Raw genomic sequence first — 22,557 nt, forward strand, 5'->3', positions numbered from 1 at the left:
CATATAATACTATTGGAATACTTTGAGAGGAGAACAACTTATGAAAAGGTGGTTTAGGTGTTTACAAAGGCAACTTGGAGTAATCATTGCATGTTTAGGCATAGGAATTTTAACAGTAGTAATAGTTCCATTTTGGTGGTGGATAATTGTTGTGGGAGGAGGAATTGTTTATTTTGGTTTTAGTATAATGGATCATAATGATCATTGTTAGCGATATGTAGATTATATGGGGGTTTTAATAAATCAATAAAATTTAGGGATACTTAATTTGTAAAAGATTATAATTAAATATTTTTAGTTTGGGAGGTAAGAAAAATGAGAATTATGGCTATTAAATTACCGAAATTTATGTCCCGAATAATCAGATTCTTTTTAAAAAAATAACATAGAAAAGGTGAAATTAGGTTTTGAAATTGAATTTTTATAAGAAATGCAACTTTTTAGTTGAATTTAAATAAAAAATGCAGCTAAAAAGCTGCATTCTTATTTCTTAATTATATAGCACGTTGTACTTTACCTGAACGAAGACATCTAGTACATACATGTATAGACTTAGGCGTTCCGCTAACTATAGCTTTAACTTTTTGAATGTTTGGAGCCCATTTTCTTTTTGATTCACGGTGTGAGTGACTATATTGACTACCTGAAACAACACCTTTATTGCATATTTCGCATTTTCTTGACAATGAAAACACCTCCTTAAGACTATGAAGAACAAATTCTTCTCAATTGAAACACGCATTATTGTAACATAGATACTACTACTCTTGCAAGTTAAAAACTAAATAATTACTAAGGATAGTAATTATAAAATTAATTTTGTTGAATAAATTAGTGATATAATATAAAATAATCTATATAGCTTTATAAGGAGGAATTACAATGAAAGGTAACATTACAAACGAGAATGGTATTATATATTATTCAGAGGAAGCGTTAGCTAATATAGTTGGCATTTCTACAACCGAATGTTATGGAGTTGTCGGCATGGCGCTTAAAAATGCTAAGGATGGATTTTGGCAATTAATTAAAAGTGATGGTTTAAATAAGGGAGTTAAAATTAATTCTAAAGAAAACAAACTGTTTATCGAATTATATATAATTGTTGAATATGGAACAAAAATTTCAATAATAGCAAATAATATAATTCAAAAAATACGATATAACGTTGAAAATTATACAGGACTAAAAGTTGCAGAAATAACGGTAAACGTACAAGGTGTAAGGGTTTAAGGGGGGCATAGAAAGTGGAATACTTAAAGATTAATGGACAACATTTCCGAAACATGGCAATTAACGCATCAAATAGGTTAGAAGATGAGAAAGAATATGTGAATTCTTTAAATGTGTTTCCAGTTCCAGATGGAGATACAGGGACTAATATGTCAATGACATTTAAAGCTGCAGTTCAAGAAATTGAGAATATACAAACTGAATCTATTTCTGAGATAGCTAAAATACTAGCTAGAGGAGCGCTTATGGGCGCACGGGGTAATTCGGGAGTAATATTATCACAAATATTTAGAGGCATTGCAAAGGGCCTAGAAGGCATAACAGAAGCTACGTCTGAAGAGTTTGCTAAAAGTATTTTGGAAGGTGCTAAGTTTGCATACAAAGCTGTTATGAGACCTACTGAAGGAACTATTTTAACTATTATTAAGACTGCGGGTGAAAGTGCAGTTAATAGTGGGGCTTCAGATGTTGTAGAGCTTATGAATGAGGTTTGTGAGCATAGTGAAATAATGCTAAATAAAACTCCCGATATGCTTGCAGCATTAAAAGAAGCAAAAGTAGTAGATGCAGGTGGCATGGGGCTTCTCATATTGTTTAAAGGTATGAGGGAAGCTATAAGCAATAATATTGAGGCTCAAGTTTATAATACAAATAAACAAAGTACTAAAAAAGAAACTGTTGTATCTGCAGCAGGAGACGCTGTTGCAGAAATAAAATTTGGATATTGTACTGAATTATTAATTATAGCCAAAGATGTTGATACAAATAGATTAAAAGAGTATTTAGAGAAAATTGGAGACTCAATGGTAGTAGTTTCACAAGATGAGTTTCTCAAAATCCACATACACACAAATGATCCAGGGCTTGTGCTTTCTAAAGCAGTAACACTAGGGGAACTCTCTAAGGTTAAAATTGAAAATATGAGAGATCAACATAGAAACTTATTAGGCATAACTGATGAGAAAGTAGAAAAATCAATAGAGAAAGATATAATAAAAGCAAATGTAATAGAAAATAAAAAATATGGATTTATATCTGTTGCCCTTGGAGAAGGAATAAAAAATATTTTTGAGGATTTAGGTGTGGATGTTGTTATAGAAGGCGGACAAACTATGAATCCGAGTATACAGGATATAATAGACAGCATAAACAAAATTCACGCTGAAAACATATTTGTACTACCTAACAATAAGAATATACTTATGGCAGCACTTCAAGCAGCTGAATTGTCAGATAAAAATATAGTGGTCATTCCATCTAAAACTATTCCACAGGGAATAACGGCTGTAACAATATTTAATGCAGATGTTAGTGTAGAGGAAAATGAGGAAAAATTAAAAGAAGCAATAAAGAATGTTGCGACTGCTTCGGTAACATATGCAGTTAAGGATACTGAATCTGATGGAAAATTAATAAAACAAGGAAATATTTTAGGTTTAGTTGAACAAAAAATTTGTGAGGTTGGAACTGATATTTATAAAGTTTGCGCTGATATTATTGAAAGTATGGTAAATGATAATAGCGAACTTATTACAATCTTTTATGGAGAAGATTGTATTTTAAGCGAAGTAGAAAAGCTTATTTCTGAATTAGAGCTTAAATACCCCAATTTAGACATTCAACAGTATAATGGAAAACAACCACTATATTATTTTATTGCTTCAGTTGAATAAAAGCCCTCGGGCTTTTTTTCATGTAAATTAAATCATCTCCTGGTGAGCTGCATCAGCTTCGAAGAAGATACATTGACGACTTCAGAAGGTAATTTATACTCTCACTTAAGTTTTCTATTTGTTAGGGTAAGTAACTCCTACTTATTGTAGGTACTCTTACTTATATAAGTGGAAAACTTTCCTTCTGAAATGTCGTTAAACTGCGAGAAATGAAATTAATAGAACCATTAATAAAATATATTTCAGGGGTGGTATTTATGGATACTTATAGCGATATAAAATATGTAAAGGGTGTTGGCCCTAAAATGGCAGAAAGTTTGAATAAGTGTGGGATTTTTAATGTGCTAGATTTGTTATTATATTTTCCACGAGACTATGAGAATGTACCTGTACGTAAAAGCATCTTAGACTGCGAAAAAACTGAGAAAGTAATTATTGAGTGCACCGTTTTAAATATATTAAAGGACATTAGGTTAAAAAATAATAAAACTCTTTCTACCATAATTTTCTGTCAAGGTGATAATAAATTTAAAGGTAAATGGTTTAATCAAACTTATGCAAAAAATAGTTTTAAAACCTCAAACAAGTATCTTATAACAGGTAAAGTGGATAAATTTAAGGAAGAAATCACAATTATGAATCCTAAAATAGTAAAAAATACGTCGATGGATGAAAATGAAATTATTGCTACATACCCTCTTAAAAATAATATTACAAATAATTTTTTTAATAAGATTATTTCCGATGTACTCTGTAATATTATAATAAAAGAGAATTTGCCGAGTGGTATAATAGAAAAATATTGTTTTTGTTCTTTAAATGACACTATTCGTAATATTCATAGTCCTAAAAGTTTAGACCTCCTTAATGAAGCCAAAAGAAGACTAAAATTTCAGGAGCTTTTTACATATTCATTAAAAATATTAATGTTAAAAGAATTTATAAAATCTCATAATAATGGTATCCAATTTAAAATGACAAAAGAACTTACAACTTTAAAGGAAAAGCTTCCTTATAATCTTACTAAGGCACAAAGTAAAGTTGTAAGAGAAATTTTAATAGATCAAAAAAAGAATATTGGTATGAACCGATTGCTTCAGGGGGATGTTGGAAGTGGTAAAACTGTAGTTGCTATTATTACTATGTTTAACGTTGTAAAAAATGGTTATCAAACAGCTATGATGGCACCAACTGAAATTTTAGCAAAACAACATTATGAAGAAATTAAAAATATACTAAATGACTTTTCATTAAATATACAAATATTAAGTGGAAGTACAACTGCTAAAAACAAACAATTAATTAAACAAGATTTAAAAAGTGGAATTATTGACATTATAATTGGTACTCATGCACTTATTGAGGATAATGTAGAATTTGAAAATTTAGGTATGATTGTTACTGATGAGCAACATCGTTTTGGGGTATCACAAAGAAATAGATTTTCTAATAAAGGGAAAAACATAGATATTCTTGTAATGACAGCTACTCCTATTCCAAGAACTTTATCTTTATATTTATATGGTGATTTAGATGTATCTATTATAGACGAATTACCACCAGGTAGGCAGAAGATTGATACATCTTATGAAAGTATGGATAATAGTGATAAAGTATATGAATTCGCTTTAGATGAAATTAATAAGGGAAGACAGGTTTACATAGTTTGTCCACTCGTGGAGGAAAATGAAGAAATGAAGTTAAGCTCGGTTGAGATGCTTTATGAAAAATTGAAAAGAGAACAATTTAAATCTATAGAGGTAGGAATGGTATATGGCAAAATGCCTAGCAAACTTAAAAATGAAATTATGGATAAATTTAAAGCAGGGGAAATTAAAGCTTTGGTTTCAACTACAGTAATTGAAGTTGGTGTAAATGTACCAAATGCTACAGTTATGATAGTTGAAAATGCAGAAAGATTTGGACTTGCTCAGCTTCATCAACTTAGAGGAAGAGTAGGAAGAGGAAAGTATAAATCTTATTGTATACTGCTTGCAAATATCACAAACAATATAGTAAGAAGAAGACTTGGAATACTAATAAAAAGTAATGATGGCTTTTTTATTGCAGAAGAAGACTTGAAAACTAGAGGTGCAGGAGAATTGTTTGGCATAAGGCAGCATGGTGAATCAGGTTTGATTTTATCAGATGTAATTGAAGATATCGGTATTTTAAAACTCGCCAATAGTGAAGCAAAGAGGTTGATACAAAGTGATAATGCATGTGATACTAAGGTAAAGAACGAAATATTACAAAAAATTGAGCAAACTTCTAGCTATATTTGCTTTAATTAGGTGAAAATATCTTTGTATAAAATACATATATATGTTAAAATATTATCGAAACTTGGTTAAATGGAGGAATAAACATATGAGAATTATAGCGGGAAGTGCAAGAGGTAGAAAATTATTGTCACCTGTTGGGATGGGAACGAGGCCAACATTAGATAGAATAAAAGAAGCTATATTTAATATAATTCAAAATAGAGTACGTGATGCAATAGTTGTTGATATGTTTTCAGGTACAGGTAGCTTAGGACTAGAAGCGGCAAGTAGGGGAGCAACTAAATGTTACCTTATTGATATGGGAGATACTACATTTGAAATGTTACAAAGTAATGTAGAAAATTTAAAGTTTAATGATATATGTAAGTGTCTAAAAGGTGATACGTATAAATACATGGAGCAGTTTGCAAATGAAGGAATCGTGTTTGATATAATTTTTATAGATCCACCATATGCAAAAGATATGATTCCACCTGCTATTGAAATAATTTCTAGAAATAGTCTTCTAAATAAAGATGGAATTATAGTTTGTAAAATAGATTCATCTGAAGAAATATATGAGGGGAATGATATTATTCATTTGTCTGATTCGAGAAAATATGGTAACACTACTGTATTGTTTTATAAATATAAGGAAACTAGTAATTAAAAATTATTAGTTTCTTTTAGAAAATACATGGGGATAATTAATAATTGTAATCACCCTTGAGGAAAACATGGAGGAATAACATGAAAAAAGCAATTTGCCCTGGAAGTTTTGACCCAATAACAAATGGACATTTAGATATTATTGAAAGGGCGTCAAGAGTTTTTAATGAATTGATTGTAGGAGTAGTTGTTAATCCTGAAAAAAATTGTCTATTTTCAGTAGATGAGCGGGTAGCACAAATAAAAAATGTAGTTAAAAATTTGCCTAATGTACGTGTGGAGAAGTTTAGTGGTTTACTTGTTCACCTTATGAATAAAGAGGATGCTAGGGTTATTGTTAAAGGTCTTAGAAGTGTTTCAGATTTTGAATATGAGTTTCAAATGGCAGCAATGAATAATAAACTTGATCCAAGTAAGGAGACTGTGTTTATGATGACAAAAACGGAGTACTGTTATATAAGTTCTACTTCAGTTAAACAAGTTGCTATGCTTGGGGGATCTATTAAAGGGTTAGTACCTGAGGAAATTATTCCGGAAATTATAAGGAAAATTAATTCTAAATAGGGGGGGGAAATATGGATGTTATAAAGCTTTTAGAATATCTTCAAGGAATTATTGAGAGTTCGTCTAAAATACCTGTTACTGGTAAAGCAGTTATAAATAAGAGAGAAATATTAGATATAATAGATCAAATTATAAATCATTTGCCAGATGAATTTAAGAAGGCACAGTGGGTTTGTGATGAAAAGGAACGAATCTTAGTTGATGCAAAAAAGCAAGCTAAGATTTTTGAGGAAGAGACAGTTGACAAGATAAGAAGAAGGGTTGAAAAACAAGACTTAGTTAAAGAAGCATTAAATCGATCTGAAGAAATTATAGCATCAGCCCAGAGAGATGCTAAAATTATGAGACTGGGAGCTAAGGATTATGCGGATGAAATATTATCCCAATTGGATAAAGAAATTGAATTAAAAGGACAGAAAATGCTTCATGAAATTAAAGGTGATGTCCAAGATTTCTTAATACTTATGCAGGAAGAAGTTACCAATACTACAACTTCGATAAGGGAAAATGTAAAAGAATTAAGAGGTATGAAATAATTTAATTATAGTTATAAGTAATGATGGTATAATTAAAATTATTAGTATTAATAAATACAAATTATAATTTTTATATATGCTCATATTATTGAAAGTAAAAATGGATGAAGCATTTAAAAAAATATAATATAATATTATTGTTAAAACTGAAGAGATTATACCTTGAAAAAATTTTCTTATAATATATTTTTTTATTGAAACAGTATATTTATATGTATAGCTATACACTTGAGAAATTATAGATAGACCACTAAAAGCAATTAAAAAACTCAAAACTGGAAGTTTTGTATAAAGATTTGAATGACTAGAGGATATTAAATAACACCCATTAGTCATCTCAAGCATCCCGAGAAGTATTCCTTCTATAAAATTACCTGAAGCACCAATAATTAAAGATAATTTGTTTATGACAATGTTAAATATGACATTGTCTTTAATTATGCCTGTTATTACTGAGAATATCACAATAAAACCACCTATACTTAGCGTGTTTTTAATTGCATCTTCAATACTGTTTTTAAATATAATACCAATATTTAGACTGTTTGACTCAGCTTTAGAAAAATTGTTACTTCTATACTTAATTCTAAAAGCATAATTTTTGGAGGGAATAATTAATCCCATAAAAACACATGATAGAATATTGGATAACAATAGTATATAGCCCAATTTAGGACTAAACATCATAGATGTGCCTACTGATCCTAAAATAAAAAGTGGGCTTGCATTAGAAGCAATATTTAATAATCTTTCACAGGAATCTAAATCGATTATGTTTTTTTCATATAAATCGCAAGTATAACGTGCACCTAGTGGATATCCACATAGTACACTAACTAAAAGTGCAAAGTTGCATTCTTTTGGCAATTTTAATGGCCTGCATATTAAATTTCCTAGTAATTTAGAATAAATATGAATACCGTCATAGCCTATTATAATATTTATTACAACTAAAAATGGAAAAAGAGATGGGAAAATTGCATTGAAAAACAATTTTGCACCAGAAATAGTGTAGTGGATACAAATACTCGGAGCTAATATTATTTGAAGAATAATAAGGGAACAAATCAGTGTCACAGAGAAATTTATTTTTAAAGTTTTAAACAGCTTGAATATTAAAAACAATATAGAGATTAATAATATAATTAACAGTAATTTCAATTTTAAGCCCCCTCCTTAAAGTACTACTATACTAAATATATTTGAATTTAATAAACTTATGTATTAGAAATACTAATTTTAAATATAATAAATGCGACTATCGAATTATGATAGTCGCATTTATTATTATTTTACAATAATGGGGGATGTTAAAAAGTCACTATTCGGATCTATGCTTCTATTTAAGATGCTATAAGCCCTTGTAGATTGAATGTCAAGGCTTAAGGTTTCATTAAATTTCTTAGAAATTTTAGTATAAAGTGGAATGCTGCTATTTGTTTTTATGGATTTCAAAATTGACTTTCCTTTTGAGTTAAATCCCAAAACTCTGGCATAAGGGCAAGGTTCTGATCTTAATCTGGTAGTATCAAAATGATCAAAGCCTATAAAATATTGACATAATATTCTACTGATCCGACTATAAGTATAACGTTTGCTTTTTATATCTTCAAGCGTACTTGCGTAGGTCAAATTATTTTGTAAGGATTTAATAATTCTATTATCAAGGCCCTCAGATACATCTGGTAAATTTATAAAGGAATTTTTGGATGTAGCCGATTTATATTTTATGTAGGGGAACATAGAGTCTTCAAATATAAACTTAGTGTGTTTAGAGTATAAATTTCTAATTTCAGTAAACACTGAATATGGCACATAATCTTTAAAATTTGTTGAAATACCATTTTCTTTTACAAATCTTCTTATAGCGGTGGCACTTGAAAACTCATTATTTATAAAATCACTGTTGTAAGTTGAGCCTATTCTTTTTAAGGTATAAGGAGTGATTGAACTATTGAGCTTTAGTAAGCTTTTACAATACTCTATACCTAGTATATTATTAGAAGAATTTAAAAAATTGCCTAACAATAAGTTTGATATGAACATGTTTGAATTTGTAGAATATTCATAAAGTGCTTTAGCTCTTGCTAAAGGGTATGTAATGCCTTTGGATAAATAGTTTTTTAATAGAAGTCTATATTCAACAGGCTCTTTAAGTAATATATTTGAAATATTATATATATCATTAATATCACCATGTTCACTACCAAAGCAGATGTTATCTACTATTCCTAAACTGTTTAAAAGACTAACAGCACCTTGTGCAAAAAATTCTGCGGAGGACACACTGTAGATACTCGGTAACTCTAGTACTAAATCTACACCGCTGCTTAAGGCCATTTTAGTTTTTGTCCATTTATCTATACTAGATGGGATACCGCGTTGAGTAAAATTCCCACTCATAACACAAATTAAGACATCACAATTTGTTAGTTCTTTAGTTTTATTAATATGATATACATGTCCGTTATGCAATGGATTATATTCAACAATTATACCTGAAACATTCATTAAATCACCTCGTGGAAATTTATAGTAATTATAAGTTGATAATTTATACAACGAGAAAAGTTATCACAAAATATATATCAAGATAATATTTACTTTGATTAATATATTAAATCTATAATTGAAATGTTACTCATGCATATTATATAATATACAACCAATTATTAAAAGTATATACTATCTAAAAAAAGAATAAAATCATACAATAAAAAGAAAACATAATATATTTAATTATATTGAAATGTATAGGCAAAATAGTGTATATTATTTAGAAAAGGGGAGATTTGATGAAAATATTAGTTATAAATTGTGGAAGTTCATCGCTTAAGTATCAATTAATTAATATGGAAAATGAACAATGTTTAGCCCTGGGATTAGTTGAAAGAATAGCGGCAAAAGGATCAATATTAACTCAAAAGGTTAATGGAGAAAAGTATATTATTGAAGAAACAATGAAAAATCATACAGATGCAATTAAATTAGTCCTTGCTGCGCTTGTAGACAGGAAACATGGTGTTATTAAAGAATTGAATGAAATAGACGCAGTAGGACACAGAGTAGTTCATGGTGGAGAAAAATATGCAAAGTCAGTTATAATTAATGACGGAGTAATGATAGGACTAGATGAGTGTACAAAACTTGCACCCCTTCACAATCCAGCTAATATAATGGGTATAAATGCATGCAAAAAATTGATGCCTAATACGCAAATGGTTGCTGTATTTGACACTGCATTCCATCAAACTATCCCAGAGGTTGCATATATGTATCCGCTTCCGTATTACCTTTATACTGACTATGGTATAAGAAAATATGGGTTTCATGGAACGTCTCATAAATATATTTCTGTTAGGGCTGCAAAAATGATGGGCAGGGACATAAAAGATTTGAAATTAATAACTTGTCATTTAGGAAATGGGGCGAGTGTTTCTGCTGTTAAGGATGGCAAATCTGTGGAAACAAGTATGGGATTCACTCCACTTGAAGGGTTAGCTATGGGAACTAGATGTGGAAGTATAGATCCAGCTATATTAATATATATTATGAAAGAATTAAATTTAACAATTGATGAGGCAAATGATTTAATGAATAAAGAGTCAGGATTTTTAGGAGTATCAGGGGTAAGCAGTGACTTTAGAGACGTAGAATCAGCTGCTATGAATGATGGGAATAAAAGAGCACAATTGGCAATTGATATATTTTGTTATGGGGTTAAGAAATTTATAGGTGCTTATGCTGCAGTAATGGAGGGAGTAGATGCGATAATATTTACTGCTGGACTTGGTGAAAATTCTCCTAGAACAAGAGCGAGAATATGCAAGGGATTAGAATTCCTAGGAGCAGTTTTAGATAAGACAAAAAATAATGCTGTAGGAATATGTGCAGAATTAAGTACTGATGATTCAAAGATTAAAATATTAGTTATACCAACAAATGAAGAACTAGTAATTGCAAGAGACACCAATGCTCTTATAAAATAAATACCAAATTTAATCATAAATAATTCTTGACTTTTTATTGAATTGTTTATATAATAGACTGTGTTTGATGTAAGTAAAAAACAATTTAGTTAGGAGGGACGCAGAAGCTTTGCTCGAGCTGTATAATTTTTTTATACAAGATATAGAGAGTTTTCTTTATATGAGAAAAATTAATTAGTATTTAGTTTTTCAGAGTGGATAGTATGGTAATAGACGTTTCAGAATTATTTAGTAATAAAAGAGCAAGAAAAGAAATTGATTTAGATTTAGAAAAAGCTAAGTTTTGCTATGATAATGAATTTATACAATTTTCTAAACCAGTTAAAATGCATTTGATTTTAAAATCTAATGATGATGATATAGATTTAACTGGAAGTATTGATACAGAACTATTACTTGCTTGTTCTAGGTGTCTTGAGACCTTTTCTTATTTAATACATATTGAATTAAATGAAAGATTGTCGAAAACTCTAAAGAGTGAAGATGAGGATATTATTTTTATTGAAGATGATAGATTAGATTTAAATGAGATTGTGGAAAATAATATCATTTCTATTCTGCCTATAAAAAGACTTTGTAATAAAGATTGTAAAGGCTTATGCCATCAGTGTGGAATCAATTTAAATCATAGTACATGTAATTGTATTATTGATGATATTGATCCAAGGTTGGCAAAATTAAAAAATTTGTTTTCAACTGATTAAGGAGGTGTTACAATGGGAAATCCTGCTAGAAAATTTTCTAAAGGTAGAAGAGATTCTCGAAGAGCGCAAACATTTAAACTTGGTTTACCAGGAATAGTTGAATGTCCTCAATGCCACGATATGAAGCTTGCTCACAGAGTATGTAAAAACTGTGGATATTACAAAAATAGAGAAGTTGTTTCAATGGAACAAAAATAAAAAGGAAAGTCGAAAGACTTTCTTTTTTATTTTTACATATAAATATAATTATATTTGTATGTTAGCGTTACTAATACTATAGATATTTAAATAATATGGTATATAATATAAGTAAACAAATAAATAACCCAATAAACAAATTAATAGTTTTATATTTGTTTATTGGGAAGGTTTAAAGTGAGGGCTTAAAATGGTAGTTGTTGTAGATGGAATGGGTGGAGATTTCTCTCCCAATGCTGTAGTTGAAGGATGCGTTGCGGCTATAAAAGAATATGAGATAGATATATTAATAACTGGTAGTGAAGAATTAATAAGTGAAGAGTTAAAGAAATATACCTATGATACTAATAAAATAAAAATTATTAATGCTACAGAAATTATTAATGTAAGTGAACATCCGGTAATGGCTCTTAAGCGTAAAAAAGATTCTAGTTTAGTAAAGGCATTAAATCTTGTAAAAAGTGGAGAGGCAGACGCTATTATCTCAGCCGGAAGTACAGGCGCATTTTTGGCTGGATGTACACTTATAGTGGGAAGAATAAAAGGAATAGATAGACCGGCTTTAACACCAGTATTGCCTGGTAAAAAAATGCCTTTTATGATTATTGATTGTGGGGCAAATGCAGAATGCAAGCCTAATTATTTATTACAATTTGGACTTATGGGAAAAATATATTTTGAAAATATTTTAAATGTAATTAATCCATCGGTAGGTCTTGTAAATATAGGGAGTGAAGAAGAAAAAGGTAATGAACTTTCTAAAACAGCTTTTAAGTTATTGAAGGAAGCAAATTTAAATTTTGTAGGAAATGTGGAAGCTAGAGAAATTCCAACTGGTGACGTTAATGTTTTAGTGTGTGATGGATTTACGGGAAATGTGATTTTAAAATTGTATGAAGGTACAGTTGCTACAATATTTGATTTATTAAAAACAAGTATAATGGCATCATTTAGGACTAAGATTGGTGGTTTGTTATTAAAACCTGTTTTTAAAAAGTTTAAAAAAGACTTCGATTACAAAGAATATGGTGGAGCTGCGTTTCTTGGAGTAAATGGTATTTGTATAAAAGCTCATGGAAGTTCCGATGCGAAAGCTTTTAAAAATGCAATTAAACAGGCAACAATATTTTATGAAAATAATGTTGTTGAAAAATTAAAATTGGAAATTGAAAAACTATCAGATAAATAAAAAATAAAAATTGAGTTACTAGTGCTTATTATGTAGTACATACAAATACAAGGAGGTGAAGGATTATGTTTGAAGAAATTAGAGCGTGCATATCATCACAATTAAATATAGATGAGGAAGAAATAAAAATGGAATCATCTTTTATGAATGATTTAGGTGCTGATTCACTTGATATTGTAGAACTAATTATGCAACTTGAGGAAAAGTATGATATAGAAATTCCAGATGAAGATGTTGAAAAAATTGCGACAGTTGGTAATATAGTAGAATATATTAAAGCACATTCCGAAGAATAAACGATATAACTACAGATAAAGGATTAAAAATAAACTTCCGAAAAGGAGTAATAATAATGAAAAGTGATCTACAGTTACAGGAGCTTGAAAATAAACTGAAACTAAATTTTAGTGATAAAGATTTATTAAAAACAGCAATAACACATAGTTCTTTTGCAAATCAGAAAAAAAAGGTTGAGTTTAATGAAAGATTGGAGTTCTTAGGGGATTCCGTATTGCAACTTATAATATCTGAACACTTATACAGTCGTTTTACCCAGAAGCCTGAAGGTTATTTAACCAAAATCAGGTCATTAATAGTGTGCGAAAATTCGCTTTGTGATATAGCTAATAGCTGGGAACTTGGAATATATATGAATATGAGCAAAGGAGAAGAAATTACTGGTGGTAGGAACAGAGTGTCAATACTTGCCGATTGTGTTGAAGCAGTGCTTGCTGCTATATATCTGGATAAAGGAATAGAGTATTCTAAGGCATTTATACTTAATAACTTTAAAACAACTATTGAGAAAGCAATTAATAATGAAATAATTTTAGATTATAAGACGAAACTTCAAGAGATATTTCAGCAAAATGGAGAAGTGAATATTTGTTATGAGCTTGTAAAATTTGAAGGTCCACCTCATAGACGAAAGTTTTTTGTTAATATTTTGATAAATGATTGTGTAAAAGGTTCGGGACAAGGATTTAGCAAAAAAGAAGCAGAGCAAAATGCGGCTAAAGAGGTTATGGAAAGTGCGGATGATATACGTGAGTAACTTGCATTATATTATTCCTATATTTGTTCCACATGAAGGGTGCCCACATGAGTGTGTGTTTTGTAATCAAGATAGTATAACAGGCACAAAATCGAAAGTTAATGCAGTATATGTGGAAAAAACAATAAATGAATATCTTGAAACCATAAAGAGTGATGATGCTGTTATTGAAGTATCTTTTTTTGGAGGAACATTTACAGCTATAAAAATAGAAAAACAAATAGAATTATTAACTGTTGCTAAAAAGTTTAAAGATAATAATAAAATAAAATACATTAGGCTATCTACAAGGCCAGATTACATCGATGATAATATATTAAGAAATTTAAAAAAGTACTCTGTAGATATTATAGAACTTGGGGTCCAATCCATGGATGAAGAAGTTCTATTAAAATCAGGTAGAGGGCATACAGCATTAGATGTAGAAAATGCATCTAAGCTTATAAAGCAGTATGGTTTTATTTTAGGGCATCAAATAATGATAGGACTTCCAGGAGATAATATAACTAAAGATATTGAAACAACTAAAAGGGTTATTGCCCTTAAGCCCGACATTTGCCGTATATATCCAGCTCTTGTGATTAAAAATACTCAAATGGAAAAAATGTACATACATCATAAATTTGAACCTTATTCATTAAGTGAAGCGGTAAATATAAGTAAGATTATTTATATTATGTTGACTCAAAACCATATAAATGTTATTAGAATAGGATTACAGCCTACTAGTGAAATATCAGAGGGACATGATTTTGTTGCTGGCCCACTTCATCCTGCATTTAGAGAACTAGTTGAGGGTAGTATATATAGTGATTTAATATATGATGTTATCATGAATAGTTTTAATAAAGAAACTGTTAATGAGTTGGTTTTAGTAAAAATTAATCCAAAAGATATTTCAAAGCTTTATGCTAATGGAAAAATTTACTTTAATGAACTGAAAAATAGATTGAAAACAATTTCAATAGAGATATCACAAGACATTACAGTTAATCGTGGAAGTATTAGCATAAGAATAAAAGGACAGTGTATTATTATGACTATATATGAGTACGTGTCTATAAAGTATAAAAAAGGATTTTAATTAAAAAATTTAAATACGAGGTGAAGTATGAAAAAAGCGAAAAGAGATAAATATACAAAAGTAATAATCTACGGTATTGTATTCATTTTTACTATAGGTTTTGTATTGCCGATGTTATTCAGGTAAAATAGGAGAGTGTTTCATGTTCTTAAAATCTATTGAAATAAGAGGATTTAAATCCTTTGCAGATAAAACGGAGTTAACATTTGAAAAAGGTATTACAGCAGTAGTAGGGCCAAATGGAAGCGGAAAAAGTAATATCTCAGATGCTGTAAGGTGGGTACTTGGAGAGCAAAGTGTACGAAGCCTAAGAGGCGATAAAATGGAAGACGTTATATTTGCAGGCACACAGTTTAGAAAACCCGTGGGACTCGCTCAGGTGTCCTTAACGCTTGATAATAGTGATTGTGAATTGGATATTGATTATTCTAATGTAACTATATCGAGAAGATTATATCGCTCAGGAGAAAGTGAATATTTAATAAATAATACATCTTGTAGGTTAAAAGATGTTCAACAGCTTTTTATGGATACCGGCATAGGAAAAGAAGGATATTCAATTATTGGACAAGGTAAAATTGATGCTATTTTAAGTGGTAAAACAGAAGATAGAAGAAAATTATTTGAAGAAGCTGCAGGAATTGTTAAGTATAAAACAAGGAAAGAGGAAGCAGAAAAAAGACTTGATAGCACCGATCAAAATTTAATTAGAATAGGTGATATATTAAGCACTTATGAGGAACGATTAGAACCACTAATGAATGAAAGTGATAAGGCAAAACAATTTTTAAAGCTTTTCGAAGAATTAAAAAGTAAAGAAGTTAGCATAATTATTGATTCTATTACTAAAGTTGAAGAGAAAATGAAAGGATTACATGAGGAATTAGATAAATTACAGGTAGAGGTTGTAAAGACTACAGAAGAAAAAACATCTTTTAAGAAAGAGGTTGAAGTCTTAAATGAAAAGTTTGAAGAGTTTGAAAATAAAAGCCAGGGCGAAAAACAATTATTTTATGATAATAAGATAATATATCAAAACAATATTTCACAAACAAATATTCTTCATGAGAGGATAGATAATTTAGAAAAAGTCATTGATAAAACAACAAGTGAGAGTAGTATAACTCATAATAATTTGTTAGAACTTAAAAATAATAACATAAAAGCCGAGGAATCATTAAATGATATAAAAAATACTCAAACAGAAATAGATGAAGAAATCAAATTAGAAGAAATAAAAATAAAGAATATTCAGGGAAACATAGAAATTGAAAGTAATGAAATTAAATCTCTTAATGAAGAAAAACAAAATAATATTAACAAAAATATGGTGTCTAATAATAGTTTATTAATCTTAAATAACAACATAGATATATCTAAAAGTAGAATAATTATGTTGAAAAACACTATTGAAGATCTTGAGAATTTATTAAAAGTAAATGATAATACAAAAATAACTTTTGAAAGTGAAATGAAAGAAGTAAGACAAAAGATAATACAATATGAAAGTAAGCTTGATAAAAATAAAATCGAAATTAGTAAACTTCAAAATATTTTATCTATAGATGAGAAACAGATGAAGAATTGTAGTTTTAAAATTAATAAAGCTGAAGCTAATTTTAATGTGCTTACAATACTCGAGAAAAAACATGAAGGTTATAATAAATCTGTAAAGAACTTAATGCAAAATGTTAATGAAGGTAAAATAGGTAATATTAATGAATGTTTTGTACTTGGTGAAATTATAAAGGTAGAAAAATATTTAGAAGTGGCTTTAGAAATTGCTTTGGGTGGAACTATATCACACATAATAACTAAAGATGAAAACGTGGCAAGAATATTAATAAATTACTTGAAAGTAAATAAACTTGGACGTGCAACGTTTTTACCTTTAAACATTATTAAGGGCAGAAAGATTTCAATTGATAATGAAACTAAAAGTAATCCAGGATTTATCGGGATAGCAAGCGAACTTATAGAGTATGATGAAAAATTTAGTGAGGTTATGGCATTTATTTTAGGTAGAACGATTATATGTAAAGATATGGATTCAGCTTTGCATATATCAAAATGCAATAATCATAGAATTAAAATTGTTACGTTATCTGGTGAGGTTATAAACGTTGGTGGATCACTAACTGGTGGAAGCATATATACAAAAACATCAAGTATAATCGGAAGAAAAAGAGAAATTAAAGAATTAGATAAGGAAATATCAACACTAAAAAAAGAGAATATTGTTTATCTTGAAAAAATAAAACAAGGTAAAACTGAAATTTTAAAATTTGACAATGAAAATTTAAAGATAAGAGAAAAAATTCACTTTGAAAATATCGAGGTAGCAAAAAAAGAAGCTAAAATAAATTCAATAGTAGATGATACAAATAGATTAAAGAGCGATAGCAAAAATTCAAATATTGAAAAGTCTTCAGAGGATAGTAAACTTAAACAAGGGTATATAGAAATCGAAGAAAAAAATATGCTAGTTACTAAGTTTACACATGCAAAAGATGAAATAGAGCAAAATTTAAATAGAATTGAATTTAAATTGAAAGATAAATTACAAGAGATTGAAAATATAAAAGAAGTGATTACAGGGGCTAAGATAAAAAAAGCTCAAGTCTATGAGGCGTTACGTAATAAGGATGCTGAAATCAAAAGATTGAATGTAGATATATTATCTTTCAGCGAAAAAATAATTGTATATTCTAAGGAAATAGAAGAAGCCATAAAAAATAAGGAAACAAGTATATGTTTAATTGGAATTGTAGATAAAAAGGCAAATGAAATAATGATTACCATAGAAGAAATGAAAAAAAACTTTAAGGATTATGAAATTCAAAGGATTAAAATTAAAGACAATATAAAAATAAATGTGGGTCAGTTTGATAATGTTACGTCGATGCTTGAAAAAATAGAAAAAAGTTTATATAAGTGTCAATTAGCTCTAGCAAAAGTAAGCATGGAAAAGGATAATTACTACAAAAAATTGAATGAAGACTTTGAACTAACATATGCAGAGGCACTAATATTTAAAAAAGAAATTGACGATATTTATAAGCTTAAAAATGAAATAGCAACATTAAAAGAGACTATTAGACTGCTTGGTAAAATAAATGTAAGTGCTATTGAAGAATATAAAGAGGTCAAGGATAAATATACATTTATGAATGATCAAAAAGAAGACTTAGTATCAGCTAAAAACGAATTATTAACTGTAATAAGTGGAATGACTGAGAAAATGAAAAAAATCTTTGCGGAAAATTTTATTATATTAAGACAAAATTTTAATGAGACATTCATGGAGCTATTTAAAGGTGGTAGCGCGGATTTAATACTTACACAGGGTGATGAACTTACAGCGAAAATTGATATAAATGTACAACCACCAGGAAAAAAACTTCAAAATATAAGTTTAATGTCTGGTGGTGAAAAAGTTTTATCTGCGATTGCATTATTATTTGCAATACTCAAGATGAAGCCAACACCATTTTGTATTTTGGATGAAATAGAGGCAGCACTTGACGATGCAAACGTTGTTAGATACGCAGAGTTTTTAAGGAGATTTGCCGATAATGTTCAATTCATTATAATAACCCACAGAAAAGGAACTATGGAGGCTGGGGATGTATTATATGGTGTTACCATGGAAGAGAAGGGTGTATCAAAAATAGTATCAATTGATTTAAAAAAGTAAAGACTTATAATAATCGTTTTGTACATCAAAGGAGAAACAAGGAGGAATAGAAATGTTTGAAGGATTTTTTGATAAATTAAAAGATGGATTAGCAAAGACTAGAAATAGTATTACAGAAAAAGTTAGCGAAGTATTAAACTTAGCAATTACAATTGATGATGAATTGTATGAGGAGCTAGAGGAAATATTAATTACAGCAGATATTGGTGTAGATACTTCTGTTTATATAATTGAAAAACTTAGAAAAAAAGTAAAGGAATTAAAAATAAAAGATCCATCAGATATTATACCTTGTTTAAAAGAAGTTTTAATGGATATATTAGGTGAAGAGGAAGATCAAATAAAAAATGTACAGCTACCAAAGGTAATTTTGATAATAGGAGTTAATGGAGTCGGTAAAACTACCTCTATTGGTAAAATAGCATCATCATTAAAATCTAAAAAGTATAAAGTCCTTATTGCTGCAGCGGATACATTCAGAGCAGCGGCAATTGAACAGTTAGAAATTTGGAGTAGTAGAGCAGATGTTGCATTAATAAAACACAAAGAAGGTTCTGACCCTGCGGCTGTAGTTTTTGATGCTGTTCAAGCAGCTAAAGCGAGAAAAGTTGATGTACTGATTTGTGATACGGCAGGAAGACTTCATAACAAAAAAAATCTTATGGATGAATTAGCAAAAATAAATAGAGTGATTATAAGGGAGTACAGTGAAGCTCATCTGGAAACACTACTAGTTATTGATGCAACTACTGGTCAAAATGGAATTCAACAAGCTAAACAGTTCATGGAAATATGTCCAATTGATGGTATTATACTAACTAAATTAGATGGTACTGCCAAAGGTGGCGTTGTAATATCAATTAAGAATCAACTTAATATACCTGTTAAATATATAGGGGTTGGTGAGGGTATTGATGATTTACAAGAGTTTAATTCGAAAGATTTCGTAGAGGCTTTGTTTTAAAATGCAAGTTAAAAACATAAAAATATGTGCCTGTTAAGTAAAACTACTTGACACCGCATTTAAACTCTGATATTATATGATTTGTGAGTCGGTGATGAAATGGAAAAAAGATTTGAAATTTCACTATTATTAGATTTTTATGGGGAATTACTTACGCAAAAGCAACGAAACATAATGGATTTGTATTTTAATAATGATTTATCTTTATCTGAAATAGCAGAAATAAATAATACTAGTAGGCAAGCTATTCATGATACTATAAAAAGATCTGATAATGCGCTTTTAGTATATGAACAAAAATTGAAATTATTAAATAAAGACCATGAATTAAAGAAAACCTTTGAAAATATAATATTAGAATTAGATGAATTACAAAATAATATAAAAGATAAAAATATGAATCAGCTTATATGTGATATAAAAACACAAATTATCGAGAATATTTAGGAGGTTTATTATGGCTTTTGAAGGGTTATCTTCTAAGTTACAGGATACCATAAGAAAATTAAAGGGTAAGGGTAAGCTTTCTGAAAAAGATATTAAAGATGCTATGAGAGAAGTAAAATTAGCATTATTAGAAGCTGATGTTAATTATAAAGTAGTTAAAGATTTTGTGAAAAATGTAAGCGAAAAGTGTTTAGGTAATGGAGTGTTACAAAGTTTAACACCTGGGCAACAGGTTATTAAAATTGTTAATGATGAGTTAACTAGTTTAATGGGTAATTCAGAAAGTAAGTTAGAGTTTTCAACTAGTGGGTTAACAGTTATAATGCTTGTGGGGCTTCAAGGTGCTGGTAAAACAACAATGGGTGGTAAACTTGCGCTTTCACTTAAAAGAAAAAATAAAAAACCTTTATTAGTAGCTTGTGATGTATATAGGCCAGCTGCAATTAAACAATTGCAAGTTGTAGGAAAACAAATTGAAGTTCCGGTATTTACAATGGGAGACAAAGTTAGTCCTGTAGATATAGCAAAAGCATCAATAGACTTTGCTCGTGAAAATGGTAATAATGTGGTTATATTAGATACTGCAGGAAGACTTCATATAGATGAAAACTTAATGGAAGAACTTCAAAATATGAAATTAAGTGTAAAGCCAGATGAAATAATGCTTGTTGTAGATTCCATGACTGGTCAGGATGCAGTTAATGTAGCAGATAGTTTTAATTCACAGTTAGATATAACTGGAGTCATTTTAACTAAATTGGATGGAGATACAAGGGGTGGTGCAGCACTATCAATTAAGGCAATAACAGGAAAGCCTATAAAATTTGTTGGTTCTGGTGAAAAAATGAATGACCTGGAAGTTTTTTATCCAGATAGAATGGCATCGAGAATACTTGGTATGGGAGATGTACTTTCATTAATTGAAAAAGCACAAGATTCTTTTGATGAAAATGAAGCAAAAGAACTCAGTAATAGGATGTTATCTCAAGAATTTAATTTTGATGATTATTTGGCATCAATGCAGCAAATGAAAAAACTTGGACCACTTAATAAAATAGTTGAAATGATTCCAGGTTTAAATAAAAAAGAATTGCAGGGTGTAGACTTATCTCAAGGTGAAAAACAAATGGGAAAAAGTGAAGCTATAATAAAATCAATGACTGCAGCAGAAAGAAAACATCCTAATTTGGTTAGCGGATCTTCATCTAGAAAAAAGAGAATTGCTAACGGATCAGGTACTTTAGTCCAACAGGTTAATAAGGTTATAAAAGATTTTGAAATGATGAAAAAATTTATGAAACAAGCAAAAGGATTCCAAAAACCCGGTAAAAAGGGAATGTTTGGTAAAATGCCTTTTTAATATAACACTTGATAGATTAATAAATTTAGATTTAAGGAGGTGATATACATGGCAGTTAAAATAAGATTAAAAAGAATGGGCGCTAAACATGCTCCATTTTACAGAGTTATCGTTGCAGATTCAAGATCTCCAAGAGATGGTAAATTTATTGAAGAAATAGGATACTATAATCCAACAACAGAGCCAACTACTATTAAAATAGATGTTGAAAAAGCAACTAAGTGGATGAAGAATGGTGCACAACCATCTGATACAGTTAAAAGGTTACTTAGCAAAATAGCAGTCAACTAGAAAAGTTTGTAAGTAATGAATGGAGGAGTTTTCCATGAAGCAGTTACTTGAAGTATTGGCAAAGTATTTAGTTGATAAACCAGAAATGGTAGTAGTAAACGAAGTAGCGCATGAGCATACAGTTCTTTTAGAATTATCTGTAGCGCATGAAGATATGGGGAAAGTTATAGGAAAACAGGGTAGAATAGCGAAAGCTATTCGTACCGTTGTAAAAGCAGCTGCTGTTAAAGAAAATAAAAAAGTGGTTGTTGAAATAAAGTAAGAGTTAGGTTCTTCCTAACTCTTATTTTATTTAAATACTGAGTTTTAACGACATTTCAGAAGGAAAGTCTCCCATTTATATAAGTGGTGGTTACATACCCTAACAAATGGAAAACTTTAGTGGGGGGATAACAATTGAGAATTGTTATCTACTCCAGAGAACTACAAAGGGGTAAATCTCCTTCTGAAGTCGTTAATGCATCTTCTTCGAAGCTGTTGCAGCGACCCAGGAGATGATTTATTTATAACATAAACAAAATAAATAATATTGGATAGTGTTAACTAACCTATGAAAAAACTAGATTGAAAATTTTAAGATTTAAATTGTACTTTGAAAAGTGAAAATATATCTAAAAGGAATGAAACATTAGTTTTGTTAT

23 protein-coding genes are annotated in these 22,557 nt (G+C 29.4%); 20 read left to right on the forward strand and 3 right to left on the reverse strand.

Annotated features, from left to right (window positions below; genetic code table 11):
* The first annotated feature begins 40 nt into the window (after positions 1-40).
* The gene (locus KPL37_RS12410; protein ID WP_216149823.1) at positions 41-211 is read left to right on the forward strand and encodes a hypothetical protein; all 171 of its coding nucleotides are present in this window, start codon (positions 41-43) and stop codon (positions 209-211) included.
* A gap of 283 nt (positions 212-494) precedes the next feature.
* Here the strand turns inward: KPL37_RS12410 and rpmB are convergent, their stop codons facing one another.
* Entirely contained in the window at positions 495-686 is a 192-nt protein-coding gene (gene rpmB / locus KPL37_RS12415; RefSeq protein ID WP_216149825.1) for a 50S ribosomal protein L28, read from the reverse strand.
* Positions 687-882: 196 nt separating this feature from the next.
* Here rpmB and KPL37_RS12420 point away from each other — a divergent pair, with 196 nt between their 5' ends.
* The 6 genes from KPL37_RS12420 to KPL37_RS12445 all read left to right on the forward strand — a co-directional run bounded on the left by KPL37_RS12420 (position 883) and on the right by KPL37_RS12445 (position 6,939).
* Positions 883-1,233 (forward strand): Asp23/Gls24 family envelope stress response protein, encoded by a 351-nt coding sequence (locus KPL37_RS12420; RefSeq protein ID WP_216149827.1) that lies wholly within the window; start codon positions 883-885, stop codon positions 1,231-1,233.
* A gap of 14 nt (positions 1,234-1,247) precedes the next feature.
* Positions 1,248-2,906: a DAK2 domain-containing protein gene (locus KPL37_RS12425; protein WP_216149830.1), complete on the forward strand. Its 1,659-nt coding sequence runs from the start codon at positions 1,248-1,250 to the stop codon at positions 2,904-2,906.
* Between the two features lie 257 nt (positions 2,907-3,163).
* Positions 3,164-5,200: an ATP-dependent DNA helicase RecG gene (recG, locus tag KPL37_RS12430; protein WP_216149862.1), complete on the forward strand. Its 2,037-nt coding sequence runs from the start codon at positions 3,164-3,166 to the stop codon at positions 5,198-5,200.
* Between the two features lie 76 nt (positions 5,201-5,276).
* Complete coding sequence (gene rsmD / locus KPL37_RS12435) at positions 5,277-5,840, forward strand: 16S rRNA (guanine(966)-N(2))-methyltransferase RsmD (protein WP_216149832.1); 564 nt, start codon at positions 5,277-5,279, stop codon at positions 5,838-5,840.
* An 80-nt stretch (positions 5,841-5,920) separates the two neighbouring features.
* Positions 5,921-6,403: a pantetheine-phosphate adenylyltransferase gene (coaD, locus tag KPL37_RS12440; protein WP_216149834.1), complete on the forward strand. Its 483-nt coding sequence runs from the start codon at positions 5,921-5,923 to the stop codon at positions 6,401-6,403.
* 11 nt (positions 6,404-6,414) lie between these two features.
* Positions 6,415-6,939 (forward strand): ATPase, encoded by a 525-nt coding sequence (locus KPL37_RS12445; RefSeq protein ID WP_216149837.1) that lies wholly within the window; start codon positions 6,415-6,417, stop codon positions 6,937-6,939.
* On the opposite strand, the gene ylbJ is transcribed toward KPL37_RS12445, so the two are convergent.
* Complete coding sequence (ylbJ, locus tag KPL37_RS12450; RefSeq protein ID WP_216149839.1) at positions 6,922-8,100, reverse strand: sporulation integral membrane protein YlbJ; 1,179 nt, start codon at positions 8,098-8,100, stop codon at positions 6,922-6,924. The genes KPL37_RS12445 and ylbJ overlap by 18 nt on opposite strands.
* 126 nt (positions 8,101-8,226) lie before the next feature.
* Entirely contained in the window at positions 8,227-9,450 is a 1,224-nt protein-coding gene (locus tag KPL37_RS12455) for a nucleotidyltransferase (RefSeq protein WP_216149841.1), read from the reverse strand.
* A gap of 284 nt (positions 9,451-9,734) precedes the next feature.
* Here KPL37_RS12455 and KPL37_RS12460 point away from each other — a divergent pair, with 284 nt between their 5' ends.
* The 13 genes from KPL37_RS12460 to KPL37_RS12520 all read left to right on the forward strand — a co-directional run bounded on the left by KPL37_RS12460 (position 9,735) and on the right by KPL37_RS12520 (position 22,178).
* Positions 9,735-10,928, forward strand: a complete 1,194-nt coding sequence (locus KPL37_RS12460; protein WP_216149843.1) for an acetate/propionate family kinase — start codon at positions 9,735-9,737, stop codon at positions 10,926-10,928.
* Between the two features lie 203 nt (positions 10,929-11,131).
* Positions 11,132-11,632: a YceD family protein gene (locus tag KPL37_RS12465; RefSeq protein ID WP_216149864.1), complete on the forward strand. Its 501-nt coding sequence runs from the start codon at positions 11,132-11,134 to the stop codon at positions 11,630-11,632.
* 12 nt (positions 11,633-11,644) lie between these two features.
* Positions 11,645-11,830: a 50S ribosomal protein L32 gene (rpmF, locus tag KPL37_RS12470; RefSeq protein ID WP_071613246.1), complete on the forward strand. Its 186-nt coding sequence runs from the start codon at positions 11,645-11,647 to the stop codon at positions 11,828-11,830.
* Between the two features lie 190 nt (positions 11,831-12,020).
* A complete protein-coding gene (gene plsX / locus KPL37_RS12475) occupies positions 12,021-13,019 on the forward strand; it encodes a phosphate acyltransferase PlsX (protein WP_216149844.1) in 999 nt (332 codons plus the stop codon).
* A gap of 62 nt (positions 13,020-13,081) precedes the next feature.
* On the forward strand, positions 13,082-13,315 hold the full coding sequence (gene acpP / locus KPL37_RS12480; RefSeq protein WP_343216265.1) for an acyl carrier protein: 234 nt from the start codon (positions 13,082-13,084) through the stop codon (positions 13,313-13,315).
* A gap of 56 nt (positions 13,316-13,371) precedes the next feature.
* Positions 13,372-14,073, forward strand: coding sequence for a ribonuclease III (gene rnc, locus KPL37_RS12485; RefSeq protein ID WP_216149849.1), 702 nt, complete (start codon positions 13,372-13,374; stop codon positions 14,071-14,073).
* Complete coding sequence (locus tag KPL37_RS12490) at positions 14,057-15,157, forward strand: elongator complex protein 3 (protein ID WP_246578262.1); 1,101 nt, start codon at positions 14,057-14,059, stop codon at positions 15,155-15,157. Before rnc ends, KPL37_RS12490 begins: the two co-directional genes overlap by 17 nt.
* Positions 15,158-15,299: 142 nt before the next feature.
* On the forward strand, positions 15,300-18,854 hold the full coding sequence (gene smc / locus KPL37_RS12495) for a chromosome segregation protein SMC (protein WP_216149853.1): 3,555 nt from the start codon (positions 15,300-15,302) through the stop codon (positions 18,852-18,854).
* Positions 18,855-18,906: 52 nt separating this feature from the next.
* Positions 18,907-19,818 carry a signal recognition particle-docking protein FtsY gene (ftsY, locus tag KPL37_RS12500; protein ID WP_216149855.1) on the forward strand — a complete coding sequence of 304 codons (912 nt, stop codon included), beginning with the start codon at positions 18,907-18,909 and terminating at the stop codon, positions 19,816-19,818.
* Between the two features lie 99 nt (positions 19,819-19,917).
* A complete protein-coding gene (locus KPL37_RS12505; protein ID WP_216149857.1) occupies positions 19,918-20,265 on the forward strand; it encodes a putative DNA-binding protein in 348 nt (115 codons plus the stop codon).
* 10 nt (positions 20,266-20,275) lie between these two features.
* Complete coding sequence (ffh, locus tag KPL37_RS12510) at positions 20,276-21,625, forward strand: signal recognition particle protein (RefSeq protein WP_216149858.1); 1,350 nt, start codon at positions 20,276-20,278, stop codon at positions 21,623-21,625.
* Positions 21,626-21,673: 48 nt separating this feature from the next.
* The gene (rpsP, locus tag KPL37_RS12515) at positions 21,674-21,916 is read left to right on the forward strand and encodes a 30S ribosomal protein S16 (RefSeq protein ID WP_216149860.1); all 243 of its coding nucleotides are present in this window, start codon (positions 21,674-21,676) and stop codon (positions 21,914-21,916) included.
* Positions 21,917-21,950: 34 nt separating this feature from the next.
* Positions 21,951-22,178: a KH domain-containing protein gene (locus KPL37_RS12520; RefSeq protein ID WP_071613236.1), complete on the forward strand. Its 228-nt coding sequence runs from the start codon at positions 21,951-21,953 to the stop codon at positions 22,176-22,178.
* Positions 22,179-22,557 lie beyond the last annotated feature (379 nt).

Origin of the sequence: Clostridium frigoris (assembly GCF_018861865.1) — a bacterium.
Lineage (GTDB): Bacteria > Bacillota > Clostridia > Clostridiales > Clostridiaceae > Clostridium_AD > Clostridium_AD frigoris.